Source organism: Pelagicoccus enzymogenes, from assembly GCF_014803405.1.
Taxonomy (GTDB): domain Bacteria; phylum Verrucomicrobiota; class Verrucomicrobiia; order Opitutales; family Opitutaceae; genus Pelagicoccus; species Pelagicoccus enzymogenes.
This window is the reverse complement of record NZ_JACYFG010000002.1, coordinates 373,628-391,418: the sequence shown is the minus strand read 5'-3', so window position 1 is coordinate 391,418 and position 17,791 is coordinate 373,628. Positions and strand designations below refer to the sequence as shown.

The following is a 17,791-nucleotide window of genomic DNA, read 5'->3' as shown; positions in this document are numbered from 1 at the left end:
TATGGTCGCTTGCAACGGACAGGCGACCCTGAGAGCGTCGAAGCGTGCCTATGCCAAAGTTAAAAGAGACGCTGTCCGAAGTCTTCGGGTTTACTTCCTTCCGAGAGGGGCAGGAAGCGATCATCGAGCAAATTCTCGATGGAAATTCGGCACTGGCGGTTTTTCCTACAGGGAGTGGCAAGAGCCTTTGTTACCAGTTGCCGGCGCTGTTGCTTGATGGTCTGACGGTGGTGATCTCGCCTCTGATCGCCTTGATGAAGGACCAGGTCGACTTTCTGCAGTCGAAGGGTGTGAAAGTGGCTCGGCTCGACTCGAGCCTTTCGGCGGAAGAGGCGCGTCAGGTCTACCGGGATGTGAGGGCGGGCTCCTTGAAGCTCCTCTATGTCGCCCCTGAACGTATCTCCAACGAACGCTTTTTTGCGGCAATCGAAGGGAATTCCATATCGCTGATGGTCATTGACGAGGCTCACTGCATATCCGAGTGGGGACATAACTTTCGCCCGGAGTACTTGAAGTTGGCGATTGCGGCCAAGGCACTGAAGGTCGAGCGGGTGCTGGCGCTGACAGCTACTGCTACTCCTTCTGTAGTTGAAGACATAATACGGGAGTTCGGAATCAAGCCGGAGGCCTATGTCAATACAGGTTTCCATCGTCCCAATCTCTTTCTTTGCTTTTCGCCGACTCCTGAGTCGCAACGTATACAGGTTCTCAAGGAGCGCTTGGGGCAGAATGCCCATGGTCCAACTGTGATCTACGTCACGCTGCAGAAAACCGCGGAGGAGGTCGCGGAGGCTTTGGGGACTGCGGGCTTCTCGGCGCGAGCCTATCACGCGGGAATGAAGAGCGAGCAACGCTCGGAGATCCAAGATTGGTTTATGGCGTCGGCGGATGGGATCGTAGTGGCGACGATTGCCTTTGGCATGGGTATCGACAAATCTGACATACGGCGGGTTTATCATTACAATCTGCCGAAAACGCTGGAGAACTATTCGCAGGAAGTTGGACGCGCGGGACGAGATGGAAAGGAATCGTACTGCGAAGTGCTGGGGTCCGACGACGATTTGGTTGTGCTGGAAAACTTCGTGTTCGGCGATACGCCTACGGAGGAAGCGGTCGACTCGTTGGTTGCCTTTATCCTCAGGCAAAAAGACGAATTCGATATTTCGATGTATCATCTTTCCCAGGACACGGATATTCGTGGGTTGGTGCTAGGGACCTTGCTGACATATCTGGAGCTAGAGGGAATCATTAAATTTACGGCTCCCTTCTACAGTGAATACAAGTTCAAGTACTTGCAGCCAAAGGCGAATGTATTGGCTGCCTTCAAGGGAGAGCCGGGCGAGTTTTTGCGTAGCTTGCTTGCCCAGGCGGAGGAGAAGAAAACGTGGAGTTACTTGAATTTGGATACGGCGGCGACCGCATTGGGAGCGGATCGGGCACGTATCGTAAAAGCCTTCAACCACCTCGAGGAGTTGGGGATGCTGGAAGTAGGAGTCAGCGGTTTGCGCCAGGGGATGCGAATCCTCTCGCGTCCAGACGCAGAGAGGGTACGCGCCTCCTTGATCGGGAAGGTTAAGCGCAACGAAGAGGGCAACCTGCGACGCATCGCCCAAGTCGTGGGCTTGATCAATCATGATGGCTGCAAAACTCAGCACCTGTTGGCTTATTTTGGCGAAACGCTTGAGCAGGCTTGCGGACACTGCGAGCATTGCCGGAGCGGAAGAGTCGTTTCGATAAAAGGGGTGGATCGCGGCTTGAGCGATGGGGAGCGAGAGGTCCTGTCCCGTTTCAGGAACGAGCGCCCGGCTGGGTTGGGGGCGCCGCGCGAGGCGGCCCGGTTTCTATGCGGCATCACAAGTCCGAAGACCAGCAGAACGAGAAGCAGCAGGGGGCCGTTGTTTGGAGCGTTGGAAACGGCCCCTTTTCAAGCTGTGTTGGAAGAACTGGAGAAGGGGCTGTGATTGGGCTTGTTTTCGAATTCTCTAAGTCCCTCTGCATCTAAGGGTTGAGCCTTCCAGATCTGTCTGGCTTTTTGTCACTCGTCGAGTTGCCTTACGTATTCTTCGAGAATGAGGGGAACTTGGATTTTTCCTGCAGCTGGAAGTTGCGAAGGGGGAATTACTTATGGAAGTAGCCCGTGCTAGGCTCTACGTGATGGCACTAGTTTTGCTGATAGAGTCAGGACTCTATTCCAAAGTTATTAACCCAAAAAACAGCATGAAAAAATTACTCCAAATATCAGCTCTCATCGGCGCCATCGTTGCCATTCCAGCGGTGCATGCGATTTCGTACGACGTTTACGCGAAGGACAATTCCTCCAATGGGGGAACGCCTGTGAACACTATCTCCCTATCTGCCGGACAGGCGTTCACAACAAACGCATCCCTGGATGATCTGTGGAGCGCGGGAGCGAATCCACGCTGGTCGAATGCTGACGGACTGCTCGGAAACCTGTTTGCGACTGGGACGGATGATTCTGGAGCGAGTGTGGGAACGCTTATCGGACAGGCCTTCGGTCCTTACAATGACGATGGCTTTTCGGCTCCCTACGGAGCTCTGGTAGGCAAGATCGGTTCGAGCTACATTTTGCTCGGAACGTCCTTTGCGGGTGTGGCCCCCGAAGCGGGTGTCCTGCAGCTCATGTACTGGGATTCCAATGCCTATGACAACACCGAGTATATCACCGTTGAGGTAAATGCAGTTCCAGATGCTGGGGGAATTGCTCTCTCGCTTATGGGGATCGCAGCGCTTGTCGGTTTCCGGCGCTTCTCTCGTCGATAGTTGTTAGACTTTCTCTCGAGCCGACCGCGTAACGCGGTCGGCTTTTTTGTATCCGAAATTTAGATATAGCCTAAACTTCGGTGTAATGAAATTTTGGCTGCGTCTTAACTTGCGTGCTTGTCAGGCTGATGTCAGCAAGTTCTGCATGTTTGCGAAGAGGGTTTTTAAGCGAGAAAGTATGAACAGGGCAGGAGCTGCGGTCCTTTTGCTTTTGGGAGTTTGTTCGCGGGTTCCTGTCGCTGCTTCGCTGGACGGTGGCATCAGCGAGTTGCAAGCGGAAGAGTGGGCGTCAATGCCGAACGATTTGCATTGGATGCGCAACGCGGCGGAGTATCAGGCCATGACTCGCCAGCTTTATGCGTCAGCGACGAAGGTGCTGGAGGAACGGGTCGCTTCGGGAGAGTTCGAAGGAAAGCAATGGGGCGTAGCCCTGGACGCGGACGAGACGGTGCTCGATAATTCCCTGGAGGCGAAGGAGCGGCGGGGAGCTGATTTCGACATGGACCTATGGCACGACTGGTGCCGGCGGGAAGAGGCTCCTGCGGTGCCGGGATCGGTGGCGTTTACTCGTCGGGTCAAGGAACTGGGGGGCAAGGTAGCGATCGTTTCGAACCGTAGCGTCGTCGTTCAGGAATCTACGGAAGCGAACCTTATAAAACTGGGAGTCCCTTTTGACGTGGTCCTATTGATGGAAGACGACGACGAAAAGGAACCGCGTTGGGAGCGGGTCGAATCCGGCAACGCGAAGGCTGGTTTGGAGGCTTTCGAGATCGTGATGTTTTTTGGAGATAACATCACTGACTTTCCGGGGCTAACGCAGGATCTGGCGAAGGAAGGCGAGTCGTCTGCATTCTCGGATTTTGGATACAAGTATTTCGTTTTCCCAAATCCGGTTTACGGGTCGTGGGCGACGAACGCCAAGTTTTGAAGGCGTCTTCGGGGAAGCCGCGCCACCATTCGTAACGCCTAAATGACGCGGTTCTCCAATGTTTCGCCTTTTTCGAAGCGGGCGAGGTTTTTGAGGAAGTGATCGATGCAGGCTTCGGCTTCTCCGGCGAATCCTCCAGCAGTGTGCGGAGTGATGAAGCAATTCGATTGCTGGCGTAGGGGGTGATCCAACGGCAGGGGCTCGGGATCTGTGACATCGAGCCAAGCCTCGCGCAATTGCTGGTTCTTCAGGGCTTCGACGAGAGCGTCTTGGTCGACGGTGGTGCCGCGGCCGATATTGTAGAAGACGCTGCTGGGCTTGAGTTGGGCGAATCGTTCTGCGTTGAAGAAATGCTTGGTCGCCTCGCTGTCGGGCAGGATGTTGACGATGTGGTCGGACTCGGCGAGAGCGGCTGGTAGTTCGGATTCGGATACGACAGGCATGCCTTCGTCGCCACGTGGCGTGCGTCGGTATACGGTAAGCTGCATTTCGAAAGGGGCAAGCAGCTCTGCCAAACGACGGCCGATTGCCCCGAATCCGAGGATGAGCGCTCTTTGGCCCCGCAAGGGGACGCCGCCTGAACGGATCGCCTGCCAGGCTTCGGTGCCGTTGGGCGCTTGGGATGCGAGGGCTTGGGGAAGCTGGCGAGATTGGGCGAGCATGAAGGCGAGGGCGTGGTCAGCGCAGGCCTCGTTGAATACGTGGGCGCTGTTGCATATGGGGATTCCGCGTTGTGTCATCGCCTCCCGAAAGTCTGGAGTGTCGTAGCGGGTGATACCGGAAGAGCTGACTTGTATCCATTTTAAGGATGACGCTTTTGCAACTGCATCGGTTTGGGGTTGGCCGAATATGATGTCGCAGTCGTAGAATTCCGGCTCGATATCGCCGAGACCGAGCACGGTTGCAGGCTTGGCGGGGATTACGAGTTGGTGCCCGCGTGTCCCATTTACGATGCGGGACTTGAGTTCAGGAGTAAGGGGGAAGTCGATGTATATCTTGTAAGGCATGGAGAGTGGTGGGGGTGGGCAGCGGCCTTGTGCCGCGATTTTTAGTGTTGGGAGATCGCGGCAGGAGGCCGCTTCCCTCAAACATCTAGTTGCGGAAGAAGGCGCTGAGCCAGGTGAAGGCGACGCCGGTGATGATTGCGATGGTGGCGGGACCGTCGGCAGTGGCGGGATCGCCGGAGAGGTAAAGAGCGAAAGCGCCGAGGGCGCAGAGACACTGGGCGACGATGACGAGGCCCAGCAGTTTTAGCTTCCCCGGATTGGTCGCGTATTCTGCGGCGGCGACGGGAAGTGAGCAGGTGGCAAAGGCGAGAGCTCCGTAAAGCAATCCCTCGATGTTAGTGCTGAAGTGGAGGGCGAGGCTGGCTAGGATCATGGCGACGCAGGCTCCCACGCCAGCGGCGACTTTGCGTTGGCGCTCGGAGAGGGCGTAGCGTCCCATGGGATGGACGAAAAGCAGCAGGTTGAAGAGGCTGCTCGCGGTCCAAGTGAAGAAAGCGAACACGCCGTAGACGATACGCACGGCGGAAGCTACTCCATACTGTCCAGCGGAGGCGAGGCTTTCGGAGAGGATGCGTTGCGCGAAATAGCCGCCAAAGATGATTCCCATTTGCACCCCGGGTTTGAGGCGGCTCATGAAGAAGATGTACTTCAGGAACAGGGAGTAGACGAAGTGCTTGGCTTTGAGGGCTTCGACGAGGCCTTCTTTGGCGTCCTCGAAATTCGGGGCGAGGCGGAGGGCTTCGCAAAAGTGTTTGGCGGCTTCGTCGTATTTGCCCCCTTCGAGCAGGACGTGTCCTTTTTGGTAGTGGGTGTATGGATTTTCTGGATCGCGCTTGAGCGCGTAGTCGAGGGAGTCTTGGGCGTCGTCGCTTCGTTTGAGCTTGGTGAGTGCGTTGGCTCGGGCGTTGGTGCAGAGCACGTGGTCGGAGTCGAAGCTGAGGCCCGTTTCGGCGAGCTCGAGCGACTTTTCCCAATCGGCCTTGCGGGCGGCCAAATACGCGAGCAGTCCGAACATGTCGGAATCTTCTGGATACATCCGCAGCGCTTGGTTGGCTGCGGCCTCCGCCTTCTTCCAATTCTCTAGATGGTAGTGCACGCGAGCGATGTGGGCATGCGTGTAGGGGTTGTCGGGATCGAGGCTGAGGGCCTCCTGCGCGGGAGCGAGAGCGTCGCGGTCCTTGTTCTGCTGCATCAAGGCGGAGGACAGGTAAAGGTAGGCGAGGGCTGCGTTGGGATCGTCTTGGATCGCCAAGCGGGCGTACTCTTCGGCGTCGGAGCCGCGGTTTTGCTCAAGCAGGAGCTGAGCGCGTTCGAGGTTTGGGCTGCTCATCGCTTGATCTTGAGGTAGTCGAGAATTTCGTCGTAGAGGCCGGACTGGTTGGCGTAGAGGGCGTGGTTTTTGGCGGAGGAAAACCAGTCCTTGGAGCTTGCCTTGGTCTTGGAAGCGGCCTTGAGCAGGGCTTTGGTGCGGAGGGGGACGATGTTGCCCGTCTTCATCGCTTCGTCGAGGGTATCCTCCACGGCGACGTCGACGATGGACTTGAGGTCGGCTCCAGTGAGGCCATCGGTTTTCTTTGCCAGCTTGGCGAAGTCGATGTCCTCGGATGGTTTCTCGGCCAGCATGAGCTGCAGGATTGAAGTGCGGGCTTCGAGGTCGGGTGGCGGGACGAATACGATCTGGTCGAAGCGTCCGGGGCGGCGGAAAGCCGGATCAAGGTGCCAAGGGGCGTTGGTGGCGGCGAGGACGAGCACGCCTTCGTTGGAGTAGTCGACTCCGTCGAGCTCCGAGAGGAATTGGTTGATGAGCTGGCGACCGGCGCTTTGGCGCATGTCGGAGCGGTTGGCGGCTACGGCGTCGACCTCGTCGATGAAGAGCACGGAGGGGGCGTTGCGGCGGGCTTGCTCGAAGAGGTCGTGCAGGTTGTTTTCGCTTTGCCCGATCCACATGCTGAGGATTTCGTGCAGGCCGATGCTGATGAAGTTGGCTTTAACCTCGCCGGCGGTGGCGCGGGCGATATGGGTTTTGCCGCAGCCGGGTGGGCCGTAGAGGAGAACGCCGCCGCCGATCTTTTTCCCGTAGGCTTTGAAGAGTTCCGCATTTTTGAGCGGGTGGATGATCTTCATGCGGATCTGCTCCTTTACCGATTCCATGCCGCCGACGTCGGCGAAGGTGATCTTGGGCTTTTGCACGTCGGTCTCGAATTCGCCCGGGTGGTCGCCGGCGGGGAGTTTGTTGGGATGGTCGTGTGGGTCGGAGCTTTCGATGAGGAAGGGTGCGAGCTCGTCGGCTACTTCCTCGTCCTCGCACTTGGGGTCGAGGGCGATGGCCTTCTTGTAGTGCTCAGCGGCGAGGACCAGCTCGGTGGTGTTGCTGAGCAGCTTGGCGAAGAGAAGGTGGCCCTCGGCTTCGAGCTGGTTTTTCTTCTCGAGGCTTTCGAGCACGACGAGTGCTTCGGAGTGCTTGTCCTGCTGGCTGTAGGCTTTGGCGAGGGCGATTTGCAAGTCGCGATTGCCGGGGTCCTGCGAAAGGCCTGACTTGAGTTCGCGCTCTGCGGAGGCGAAGTGCCCGTACTTGAGGAGGGCGTTGGCGAGGTGTCCGATCAGCGGAATGTTGTCTGGGCTGAAGGCGAGGGCTTGTCGGAGGGCTTGGATTTCCTGCGGTTCTTCACTCATGGCATTTGTTGGGATAGTCTGATCCTTAATTGGCTAGGCGAATGTACGAGGCAATCCCATTGTCACATGCGTTTTGAAATAGCGTATTCTAGCTTAGAATACGTGTCGTCTTCAGTAGCCGAGCTTTGCTTTGAGTTCCTTGGTCTTGCTGCGACTGAGGGGGATGCTGCGTCGGCTGGAAAATTGGAGGAAGTTCTTGTGGTCGGGACCCATTGCGAGGCCGCTTACGGCGGCCATGTTCGCGATGTAGGATTTGTGGACGCGCTCAAAGCTGGGAGGGAGAAGAAGTTCGAGATCCTTGAGCATCTTGTCGTGGGCCCGCCTTGAGCCGTCGGTTTTGATGATGTGGGAACAAGGGCCGTCGGCTTGGATGTGTTCGATCTCATCGAGGCAGACGAGCTCGATTCGTCCGTGGCAACGGACGGCGAGGAATTTGGCGAAGTGGGTACGTTGCGTATCGTGCCCGAGAATGCGTCGAAAGGACTGGGCGAGGCGTTCCTCGTCGAAAGGTTTGGGCACGAAATCGATGACCCCGTGTTCGTAAGCTTCGATGGCCCGCGAGGTGTAAGCGGAAATGACGATGGTGTGAAAGGAGCGGCTAGCGAGCTTTCTGAGGAGTTCGAATCCGTCTCTTCCGTTCAGGTTGAGGTCCAGCATGAGGACGTCGCACGCGGAATTATTCAGAGTCGCCTCAGCTTCGGCCAAGGATTGTGCCGTAGCAAGATTTTGGAGACGTTCGCCCAGGATGTTCCGAGTGAGTCGCTTGAGGCGATCCATGATGCTCGCTTCGTCTTCTACGATAAGGATATTCAATTTCGGACTAGGGTTTGGAGCTTGTAAGGTTTAGGTCTATTGCGGCCGCCGTTCCTTGCTTTGATGGGGTGATTATGGCGCTAACCCACTTTCCGTTTTCAGGGCCGTGATGAAAACTCCACGTCTTGTAGGATTCGGCGAGGCGGGCCTTGATGTAGCGAATGCCCGTGCCGTCCTCGTTTGTTTTGGGTTCGCTCGTTTCTCTAGCGGTAGGCGCCGCGAAGCGAAGGATCCGTTGGCCGTCTTTTTGGTGTTGGGACAGCTCGAAGGTGACGCTTGCTTCGCCGAATCCGTTGTGGCTGATGGCGTTCTCGAGCAGGTTGCGGATCAGTGAAGGAGGGAGTTCCGCTGAGAGGTCGACGTTTATGAGCTCAAGCTGGTACTTCGCTTTCTTGCGGTACTCCATGATGCGCAGGTAGGTTTTGCAGGATTCGATTTCGGTGGCGAGGGGGATCAGTTTCTGCTCGGAGATGGAGGAGAGCAGATCGAATTCCTTGGCGAGCTCCTGGATGAGTTTCACTCCTTGTTTGGGATTGGTCTCTATCCATTCGATGGCGGAGGTGAGAGAGTTGAGCACGAAGTGCGGTTGGATTTTACTCTTGAGAAGCTCGAGCTGGAGGCGTGTGTTCTGCAGCTGAGCTTGGTGGCGTTCCTTGTATTCTTTGACGAGTAGGTTGATTATGGATACGAGAAAAATGAGCATGAGCGCTCCAAAGCCCAATGCTTGATTTTGGGCGAGAAAGGGGAGTTCGTAGGTAAGCAGCAGGATGGTGGAAATCGAGGTTGCGAAGATTGCGTACCGTTTTTGGAGAGCGATGGATATGACGGAGAGGGCGAGGCAGACGTAAGCTGTGGCTGGTATGGGGCCAAGTGGCTCAATCGATTTGGATAGGATGTAGGGCAGGGCTGCTAGCGAATAGATCAGCTTTTGTCGGTATCCGAGGGTGTAGAGCAGAGTGGCGGGCGCGATGATGCTGAGCAGGAACGTGCAGGTATTTGCGACGTAGCCGATGTAGTCGAGGTAGGTATAGGGAACGTTGATCTGATAGTAGATCAGCTTGTTGACTGCAAAGATACCGAAGAGGACGCAGGTGCAGCCGAGGAGAAGGTATTGGTGCTGCGTCCGGTTTATGAAGAAGTAGGCCAGCAAGTAGATCCCGAATAGGGCGAAGACGATATAGAAGGAATAGGCGATCGCTGTCGAGCGGGCGAAGTGGAGATTGTCTTCGAGTGGCGTGACGCCGAGGATTAGGGCGTGACCGGTGTTTGGAGCATGCGTATGGCTGCCGCGAATACGGAGGGAATGGGTATCCTCGATCGAAGCTTTTACGGGAAGGTTGAAGGTCTTTATGCTTCGTCCCACGGCCTCTTCCTGTCCAGTCGAAGACAGCTGTCCGTTTTTGCCGATGAGAGTTTCGTCGAAATAGACCTCGTAGGTGCTGGGGAAGTGGAGAGAAAGGGTGTGGGATACGAGGTCTTGCTTGTGGTGTCTGAGGGTTGCTTGGATTTCGAAGCGCTGCGGAACGTTTTTGCCGAGTGATTCCCAAATTAGGTTTGGGTTCGAGACTTCGAGTTCTTTGAACGGTGAGAGCCCTGTTTGTGAGGATTCTTCGGATACGTCGAAAATTGCTACTCTCTCAATCGAGTAAGATGCAGTGGCAGTCGCTAGTTTGCAACCTGCGACTATGATCGCGATCAAGGGTAACAGGCAATTTTTTGAAAGAAGGGGCATAGGGAATTGGGATTGGTTTATTGGATTCGTGGATACGAATCGAGTGAAAATAGCGTCTGGCTGACGCTTGGTTGGCCGCGCTGACCGTTCATGATCTTTCGTTTGAGTTCTCAAGCGCGTCCTAGGTTTCGTGTCTTTGGAAGGATCGCTATGGAAATAATCTCTTTGCACATAAATGGTTCGAGACGCGAGCTTGAGGCCGATCCGGAGATGCCGCTCCTCTGGGTACTCAGGGATCTGCTCGGGATGACTGGCACCAAGTACGGATGCGGGGTCGGTCGCTGCGGTTGTTGCACGGTTCACCTGAACGGAGTGGCAGTGCGGTCTTGTCAGACTCCCGTTGTCGCGGCTGGAGGTATGCCAGTCACGACGATTGAAGGTCTTTCGGAACAAGGCGACCATCCGGTCCAGCAGGCGTGGCGGGAGGAGAACACTGCCCAATGCGGCTATTGCCAAGCCGGTCAGATGATGACGGCGGCGGCTTTGTTGATGCAAATCGAGATTCCGGACGATGCCGCTATCGATGGGGCGATGTCGGGTAACCTCTGCCGTTGCGGAACTTACAAACGGATTCGGAAAGCGATCAAGCGTGCGGCGGCGGAGACCGGAAAGGAGCATGCCTTATGAATCGTCGCTATTTCCTGAAAGTTGCCGGTACCCTCGGGGGCGGCTTGTTGGTGAGCGGATTTCTTGCGGGCAAGGAAAAGAAGCCCGCGTTCGCTGAAACCGCGGCGGACAGTCCGTGGTTCTTCATTGAACTGAAGCCGGACGGCGGGCTTCACCTCCGATTGGGAAAGCAGGAGATGGGACAGGGGGCTCCATCGGGAGTGGCTATGCTCTTTGCTGAGGAGTTGGGCATGGATTGGGAGTCGGTAACCGTTGATCAGATGGAGTTGAGTGCGGCGACGAGCGCGTTTTACCAAACGCCTCAAGGTTCGGTAACGGGCGGGAGTTGGACCGTTTCGAGCCTCTGGGAGCCCATGCGTTTGGCTGGCGCGAGTGTGAGGGAAATGCTGATACAGGTGGCTGCGGAGCGTTTGCAGGTCGAGCCGAAATCCTTGGAGGCGGAAAACGGCGCGGTGGTGAGCGTTGCCATGGGCGTTCGTATTCCGTTTCACGAATTGGCAGCGGCAGCGGCGCAGCGGGAAGTTCCCGCTGAACCGCGGCTGAGGGATCCGGCGTCTTTCAAGATTATCGGAAAGCCGAAACCGAACGCTCGGAGCTTTGAGCTGTCGACCGGAAGGGTGCCGTACTCGATCAACAAACGCTTGCCCGGCATGCGCCACGCGGCGATTGCTCGCTGTCCGGTATGGGGTGGTCGCTTGCTTGGTTTCAATGCGGACGCGGCCTTGGAACGCCCGGGGGTTGAGGCCGTTTTTAGAATTGAGGCCCCCGAGGGGATTACGAATCCGTATCAGTATTACAAACCGGGGGTAGCGGTGGTCGCGGACTCCACCTGGAACGCGTTCAAAGCCTGCGAGCTCTTGGAGATTACTTGGGAGGAAGGGAATAATAGTAATGTAAATATGGATACATTGAGGCAACGCATCGCCCGAAAGGAGTTTCTCAAAACGGAGTTGCCCTCGGATTGGGGAGATCCTGAGACGGTGTTGCAAGCTGCGGCAGTTACGCACGAGGCGGTTTACGAAACGCATTTTCAGCCTCATGCTCCGATGGAACCTCTCAATGCGACGGCGACGGCGGATGGGGACTCGATAGTGATATGGACCTCCTCACAGGACATCAAACGATGTTGCGATTCGGTTGCTGCAGCCTTGGGTATACCAGTCGACAAGATCGTGATGCACAGTTGCCCGTGCGGCGGTTCGTTTGGTCGTCGGTCTGCGGTAGACTATGTAGTGGAGGCGGCCTTGATCGCTCATCGATTGCAGGGACCGGTGAAGCTTACTTGGAGTCGCGAGGACGATATCGCCCATGATCTCTTCCATCCCTACGAACGCAGCGTCTGGAAAGCGGGGCTTGACCGGAAGGGCGATTTGAGCGCCCTTGCGGCGAGCTATGCGATCACGGGCTCGCCCGATTATTGGTGGCTGCTTCATGGCGGGTTCATGCCCTATGGCTTGAAGGATTGGAAGGTAGAGGGCAACCTGCTTGACCATCCGGTGCCGACGGGCGCGTGGAGGAGCGTTGTGGAGCATATCGGTGCTTTTCCCGAAGAGTCTTTCATCGACGAGATGGCTCATCTGGCGGGACGCGATCCCTTGGCGTTTCGTCTCGAGCAAGCTCGGAAGGCGGTGGAGCAACATGGACAGGACGACTATTGGGGCAGCATTCTGGCTCGGGTGGTACGGCTTTTCGAAAAGGTGGAGGTGACCCTGGATTGGCGATCGCCCTTGCCGCCTAATCAGGGCCGTGGGATTGCTCTCTCCAAGTTTGGTTCGACGGTGGTCGCCCAGGTTGCAGAGGTCGAAGTTTGGGAGGGAGACTTCAGAGTGAACAAGGTCGAGGTCTTTGTGGGCGCCGGTTTGATCGTGAATCCTCAACTCGCGGAGAACCAGATCGAGGGGGCGGTGGTTTGGGCCCTGAGCGCTTTGAAGCACGGAAGGTTTACCCTCGAGAACGGCCGCATTTTGGAAAGCAATTTCGACCAGTTCGAATTGCTCCGAATGAATGAAGCACCCGAGATCCGTGTTCACTTTCTTCAAGACGACGGTCCGATGGGCGGGATCGGGGAGCCAGGGGTACCAGCCCTCGCTCCCGCGGTATTGAACGCTATCTTTGCGGCGACGGGCAGACGCCTGCGAAACCTGCCGATCGAAAGCAGCGCTTTGCTTTGAATCGGGGCAGCAGATTCTTGCGTCTTCTAGGGAAGGGCTATTGTCTTTGGCCTACCCTATGTCCGCTCTGTTACCTTCGCGTTTTTGTGTTGCGCTGCTCCTTGGCTGGCTCGCGGCAGTCGGTGGTGTCACGGGGCTTGCAGTTGTCGAGGGTGCGTCGATCTGGCAAGTGACCTTGCGCTACGAAGCGGCCGGTGAATGGGAATTGTTGGATGCGAAAGTCGCTCCATTAGCCAAGGAAGGCTCTTTAAGCGCTGGCACAAGGACGACGCTTGCCCGCTGGGAGTGGATCGATGCCCAGGGGGAAACGCTGCTCGATTCGGAGATTCGCTTGCCCTTGCAGGTGAGCGTGCCCCTAGCGGAGTCGGGGCCGAGCCCCGTTTCTTGGGTGACTCCCCCGTCAGGAGTGCTGAGCGCTCGGGTTTGGGGGCCCGACGATCCGGAGGCCGTGGCGGGCGCTCGCCTTTTGATGGAGGCGTCAGATGGCATGACTGCATCTAGCTACTCCTTGAGCTTGCCGGAGGAGCGCCTTGCCTTATTGTCGACGGACGGAACGGGGCCGGTAGGGAGTTATCAACTACGCGACACGGGGGCGAATGCGGAGCGGCTGGTTTTTGTGCTGATGGGAGATGGCTACCTGCAGGAGGACATTGACAGCGGACTTTATCGCGAGCATGCGGAAGCAACCCTTGCGGCTTTTGAGAACGTGGCTCCATGGGATGTGTTGCTGAATGGCACGAACGTTCACGTCGTGGAGATCGTGAGCGCGGAGAGGGGGGCTTCCAAGGAGGACGGTCCCAATGGAACGATGCGCGACACTTACTTCCAGACAGCGTTTCACAGTGGTGGTATCGAACGTTTGCTGGTTGCGGAAGGGAACGGGGTCGCCCTGGCGCGCGCTGCGGCGGACGAGGCTCTAGGCGTGGGGGCATGGGACCAGATCGTGATGATGGTCAACTCAAGCAAGTACGGAGGCTCGGGGGGCTCGATCGCGGTTCACTCCATGAACGTGAACGGACCGCGTGTTTCCATTCACGAAGTGGGACATTCGTATGCCGGATTGGCGGACGAGTATGACTATGCGGATGGAGAGAGATGGAGCGGGTCTCGTCCTGGTGAGGCAAATGTGGATACGGATTTGGAGAACTTGAAATGGGCGGATTGGCTGGACGGCGGCGTGCCGGTGCCCACGCCCGACGCGTCGGAGTGGAACGGTCGTGTAGGGGCTTTCGAGGGGGCGAAGTACAAGGAGTTCGGTGTCTACCGGCCGCAGCGCCATTGTATGATGAGGTCGATCAGCAGCCCCTTTTGCAAGGTGTGCGTGGAGCGGCATGTGCAGCGTTATTTCGAGTTGCTTGGCGACGAGCTCGGCTACGCGAGAAGGCCCTTGGGGGAGACCCCGGTATTGGTCGCGAACGTGAAGTCGTTCTCCCTGGCCTTGCCTGAATTTTCGGGAAATCGCGTACGTTGGTATCTTGATGGAGAGCTCTTGAACGGTGCGGAAGGTACGGCGTTTGCCTTGAGTCGAGGGCAGCTGGGTGGAGGGACGAAGACCTTGAGCGCGGAATGGAGCTATGACGATTCAGTGGTGAAGAAAGGGGCTTTGAAGACGTACTCGTGGGAAGTGCTGCCCTTTGAAGGCACGGTTTTAGGGACGCCATATTGGTGGTTGGAGTCTTTTGGTTTCGATGCCCGGATACTAGGCGTTGACGCCGTAGACCATGACCGGGATGGTTACACGACAGCCGAGGAATACCTTGCCAATACGGATCCGACGAATCCGGCTAGTCGGATTGCTCTGCTACGATTCGGTTCGAGCGATCCTGAATTTGGATACAGTCTTTTGTGGGCGCTCACGCCAGATCGGGCTTTTACTCTGGAGCGTTCGCAAGACCTTGCGAACTGGCTGGCCGTTCCAGGTTTCGAGGCAATTGAGAGCCCTTTCGCAGGAGGGGTATCCTACGAGGTTCCGAGGGATTGGCTGGCCTATTATTACAGGCTGAAAGTTGAGCTGGGCGAGTCTGGGGCAGACGCCACTGATTAGGTTTCCGCTAGGTTGATCAAAGCGGCAAAGGCGGCGTGCTGCGGCCGGTTTAGGTCCCTGTAACCATGCACTGTCGCCTTTGAAGGGAGAGTGAAAGCCTACGAGGAAGGCGGAGTGAAAGCTCGATTAGGTCAGCTGTCTGAGGCGGGCGATGGCTCAGGTTCGTTTTCCGGGAAATCGTTTGAGGTGCACTGATCGAAGAAGCGAAGAATGCGCGGGATGAAGATTTCTCGGTTCGTCGTGAGCGCATTGGTGTGCTGCCCGCCCTCAATGATCCAGAGGAGTTTCGGGTGCTTCGCTTTTGCGTAGAGGAGGTCGACATGTTTGTCTGAAACGACTTTGTCGGCGGTTCCGTGGACGAAGGCGATAGGCGTTCCATCGAGTTTGTCGACCCAGTCGATCGGGTCGAATCCAGAGCTAACGAGCAATGGAAGGCTGAGCTTTAGAGGGGATTTGCCCAGCTTTTCGGATGCGATTGCCTGGTAGGATGAAAATGCGGAATCGGATACGATTCCATCGATCTTGAGATCGCTCGTTTGGGCGATGGCAACGATCGCGTTCGCGGCTCCTAGGCTTTGGGCGATTACGAATCGTGGACTTGTTTTTCCCTCTGTTTGCTTTTCGAAGTATCGAAGGGCGGCGACAGAATCTTGGTAGAGACCTTTTCTTGAGGTGACACCCTCAGACTTACCGTAGCCTCTGTAGTCAAACAAGTAGAGGGTGTATCCGTTTTTTGGTAACCAAGAGACGAAGGCGTAATGGGAGCTTAGGTTTTGGGCGTTTCCATGGAAATGAAGCACAGAGCCTTTTTCCTCTCCGATCGCGGGTATGCGCCAAGTGTGGAGTTTTGTGCCATCTTCAGATTCGAAGTAGCTCTCTTCGAAGGTGTATCCATCTTGCCTGGGCGAGCGGTAATCCTCTTTGTCAGGATGGTAAAAGAGTTGGTTGGCGCAGCCGGACAGGAGCAGACCGAGGAGGAGGGGGATGATTAGCGGATTGCTGGGGCGTTTTAGAAGTCGGTTCATAGAGCCGGGATTACCAGTAGAAAACGAACGAGAGGGAGTGGCGGTTGGAGTGCCTGTTTTCCGTCTTCAGGCGTATGGCTTGGTTTTGCTTCATTTGGTATTGGGCTTGAGCGCTCCAGACAAGCTCGGCTGACTTGGCTTCGTCCCACTCGCTGCCCAAGGTGAGCTCGGCTCGGACATTCTTCCAATTACTGGATAAACCGATCTGTGGAAGTAGCCGAAACTCCTCTCCCACGCTATGGAGTTCGCCGTGGAGGAGAGCTCTGAAACGAGTCGAATTTCCGAATTTCCATGCCCTGCCGTAGCCAAAAGTGGAATTCCAATCCAGCGCATCGCCGCCGTCCACATCAACTCGGTCGGTGGCGATGCGGAGTTGCCATGAGGATTTGGGCTCTCCGGGGATGCTCAGAGGCGGAGTGTTTAGTTTCGTAACGCGAATGAATTCCAAGCTATCGAGGAAGACGTCCTCTTCGCTCCAACCGATGCTGGCGCTGAGGGCTACGAGCTCGCCTCCCTCGAGGGAGTTGGGCGAAAGGGAGTCCTGGCTGAAGGCGGTCCAATCAGCCTTGAAATAGAGGTCGTCGCTAGAGTCTGACCCGACTCCAGCCGCGAGGAGCATGGGGCGGCTGCCTTGGGTTGGGGTCATGGGCAGAGAGGGCTTTGTCTTGTTCGCTGAGTTCGATTTGGGAAGTTGCAAGCGTTGGATGAGGATGGCGCGAATGGCAGCTTTTCGTTCTTCGCTGGCTTCGGGGCCTTCACCCGCTTTAAGGTACTGTTGGTAGGCGAGGAGTGAATCCAAGGCCCTTGCTTGCCCGCTTGGCCCAAGTTTTTTTATCTTCGAAAAGTCAGTGTCCTCTTTTTGTTTTATGGTCTCGAAGACGGCTTGGCGTTCTTCTTCGCTCAAGCCCGCCAAGGAATGGTAGAGGTTTCGTTGGTTCGATGGGATCGTCTCAATCTGTTCGATAAGTCGCGGTTGACCTGATTGGATGCGTTTTTCGTCGATTTCTACGATGCGATGAAAAAGTTCGACTGGGACGTACCACGCATTTGCGTTGGTCAGTATTGGCTCTTCAACTACGAGATCGACCAGGTCGGCAATTCGGTAGGCGCAATTCTGTTTCAGAAAGTAGTAGGTGAACTTTTTCCCGATTATTTCCCAGATATGCAGGATGAGAAGGGTGCGTTCCTCTTCGGTGAGGTTTAATCGATAGTCCCAGATGTCGCGGAATTCCGTGCGGGTGTAGACCCTGTCTTGCGTATAGTAGTATTGGTCCGAAAAACCGGCGTCGTATCCTCCTGTCAAGCCCCTGAAAACGTAGAGGGGGATGAGTTCGCCTTCCGGTACCATCGCCCCGAAATTGATGGTCAGATCGAAGAAATCTGATTCTCCTGACTTGTCCGAAGTGTTTAGCTTGAGAAGCGAATGCCCAAAAGTGGATGCGGGATTTCCGAAGTATCCACTGACCAAGTACAGGCTTATGGAGTCGACTTTATCGAGAAGGGCCCAGCGGTTGAAGCGCGGGCAATCGGATGCTCGCGGATCGTAGCCGGGTAGGTCGATGTACTTCGATAGCCAGTAGTAGCGGGCGGGAAAGCGGCAGCGAGCGCTGTTGTTTGGCTTCTCCTCGTCCGAAACGAAATAGGCCCTTAGGGTTGCTTCCAATTCTGCCTGTGGGTCGGACTTTCCTGCAGCCGAGAGGAAAAACTCCTCCGATTTGATTTCGCTCTTTTTCGCTCCGTCTCTGAAGTGCAGGAGGCGTCGCCAGGTGCGTTGCTCGTGCAGCGATTGGTCTTGGGCGTCGAGGATTAGTTGTTCGATCAACAGCTCGTCGCTCGCTTGGAGCGAGGCAGCTGCGAGAGCAGCAACGAGGACAAGTAGCGAGAGGAAGACCGGGGATTGCTTGGGAGACTGCTGGTGCACTACGGAACAAGGGGAAGCTGGGCATGAAAAAGCTGCTGCGATAGAAACCGCAGCAGCTGGAATGTCGAA

Annotated in this window: 13 protein-coding genes; 6 read left to right on the top strand and 7 right to left on the bottom strand. The window is 56.3% G+C overall.

The genetic code is table 11. The features are described from left to right. Positions 1–50 precede the first annotated feature (50 nt). From IEN85_RS01370 to IEN85_RS01360, 3 genes are all read left to right on the top strand, one after another. Positions 51–1,961: a RecQ family ATP-dependent DNA helicase gene (locus IEN85_RS01370; protein WP_191615266.1), complete on the top strand. Its 1,911-nt coding sequence runs from the start codon at positions 51–53 to the stop codon at positions 1,959–1,961. 256 nt (positions 1,962–2,217) lie between these two features. Then, positions 2,218–2,781 carry a hypothetical protein gene (locus IEN85_RS01365; RefSeq protein ID WP_224772385.1) on the top strand — a complete coding sequence of 188 codons (564 nt, stop codon included), beginning with the start codon at positions 2,218–2,220 and terminating at the stop codon, positions 2,779–2,781. 178 nt (positions 2,782–2,959) lie between these two features. After that, positions 2,960–3,709: a 5'-nucleotidase, lipoprotein e(P4) family gene (locus IEN85_RS01360; protein WP_191615265.1), complete on the top strand. Its 750-nt coding sequence runs from the start codon at positions 2,960–2,962 to the stop codon at positions 3,707–3,709. A 38-nt stretch (positions 3,710–3,747) separates the two neighbouring features. Here the strand turns inward: IEN85_RS01360 and IEN85_RS01355 are convergent, their stop codons facing one another. From IEN85_RS01355 to IEN85_RS01335, 5 genes are all read right to left on the bottom strand, one after another. Further along, positions 3,748–4,716, bottom strand: coding sequence for a D-2-hydroxyacid dehydrogenase (locus IEN85_RS01355; RefSeq protein WP_191615264.1), 969 nt, complete (start codon positions 4,714–4,716; stop codon positions 3,748–3,750). A gap of 85 nt (positions 4,717–4,801) precedes the next feature. Further along, positions 4,802–6,046: a tetratricopeptide repeat protein gene (locus IEN85_RS01350; protein ID WP_191615263.1), complete on the bottom strand. Its 1,245-nt coding sequence runs from the start codon at positions 6,044–6,046 to the stop codon at positions 4,802–4,804. Further along, a complete protein-coding gene (locus tag IEN85_RS01345; protein WP_191615262.1) occupies positions 6,043–7,389 on the bottom strand; it encodes an ATP-binding protein in 1,347 nt (448 codons plus the stop codon). Before IEN85_RS01345 ends, IEN85_RS01350 begins: the two co-directional genes overlap by 4 nt. Before the next feature lie 111 nt (positions 7,390–7,500). Continuing rightward, positions 7,501–8,202, bottom strand: a complete 702-nt coding sequence (locus tag IEN85_RS01340; RefSeq protein WP_191615261.1) for a LytR/AlgR family response regulator transcription factor — start codon at positions 8,200–8,202, stop codon at positions 7,501–7,503. Positions 8,203–8,209: 7 nt separating this feature from the next. Further along, positions 8,210–9,934: a sensor histidine kinase gene (locus IEN85_RS01335; RefSeq protein ID WP_191615260.1), complete on the bottom strand. Its 1,725-nt coding sequence runs from the start codon at positions 9,932–9,934 to the stop codon at positions 8,210–8,212. A 150-nt stretch (positions 9,935–10,084) separates the two neighbouring features. On the opposite strand from IEN85_RS01335, the gene IEN85_RS01330 reads away from it, so the two are divergent. From IEN85_RS01330 to IEN85_RS01320, 3 genes are read left to right on the top strand one after another with little or no spacing between them, the layout of a single operon-like run. Continuing rightward, positions 10,085–10,561, top strand: coding sequence for a (2Fe-2S)-binding protein (locus IEN85_RS01330; RefSeq protein ID WP_224772384.1), 477 nt, complete (start codon positions 10,085–10,087; stop codon positions 10,559–10,561). After that, the gene (locus IEN85_RS01325) at positions 10,558–12,732 is read left to right on the top strand and encodes a xanthine dehydrogenase family protein molybdopterin-binding subunit (RefSeq protein WP_191615259.1); all 2,175 of its coding nucleotides are present in this window, start codon (positions 10,558–10,560) and stop codon (positions 12,730–12,732) included. The genes IEN85_RS01330 and IEN85_RS01325 overlap by 4 nt, the downstream gene beginning before the upstream one ends. A gap of 58 nt (positions 12,733–12,790) precedes the next feature. Then, entirely contained in the window at positions 12,791–14,776 is a 1,986-nt protein-coding gene (locus IEN85_RS01320; RefSeq protein ID WP_191615258.1) for a M64 family metallopeptidase, read from the top strand. Positions 14,777–14,907: 131 nt separating this feature from the next. On the opposite strand, the gene IEN85_RS01315 is transcribed toward IEN85_RS01320, so the two are convergent. Both IEN85_RS01315 and IEN85_RS01310 read right to left on the bottom strand, forming a co-directional pair. Beyond that, positions 14,908–15,801 (bottom strand): alpha/beta hydrolase, encoded by an 894-nt coding sequence (locus tag IEN85_RS01315; protein ID WP_191615257.1) that lies wholly within the window; start codon positions 15,799–15,801, stop codon positions 14,908–14,910. Between the two features lie 10 nt (positions 15,802–15,811). Further along, the gene (locus IEN85_RS01310; protein WP_191615256.1) at positions 15,812–17,722 is read right to left on the bottom strand and encodes an Lnb N-terminal periplasmic domain-containing protein; all 1,911 of its coding nucleotides are present in this window, start codon (positions 17,720–17,722) and stop codon (positions 15,812–15,814) included. Positions 17,723–17,791: the final 69 nt, after the last annotated feature.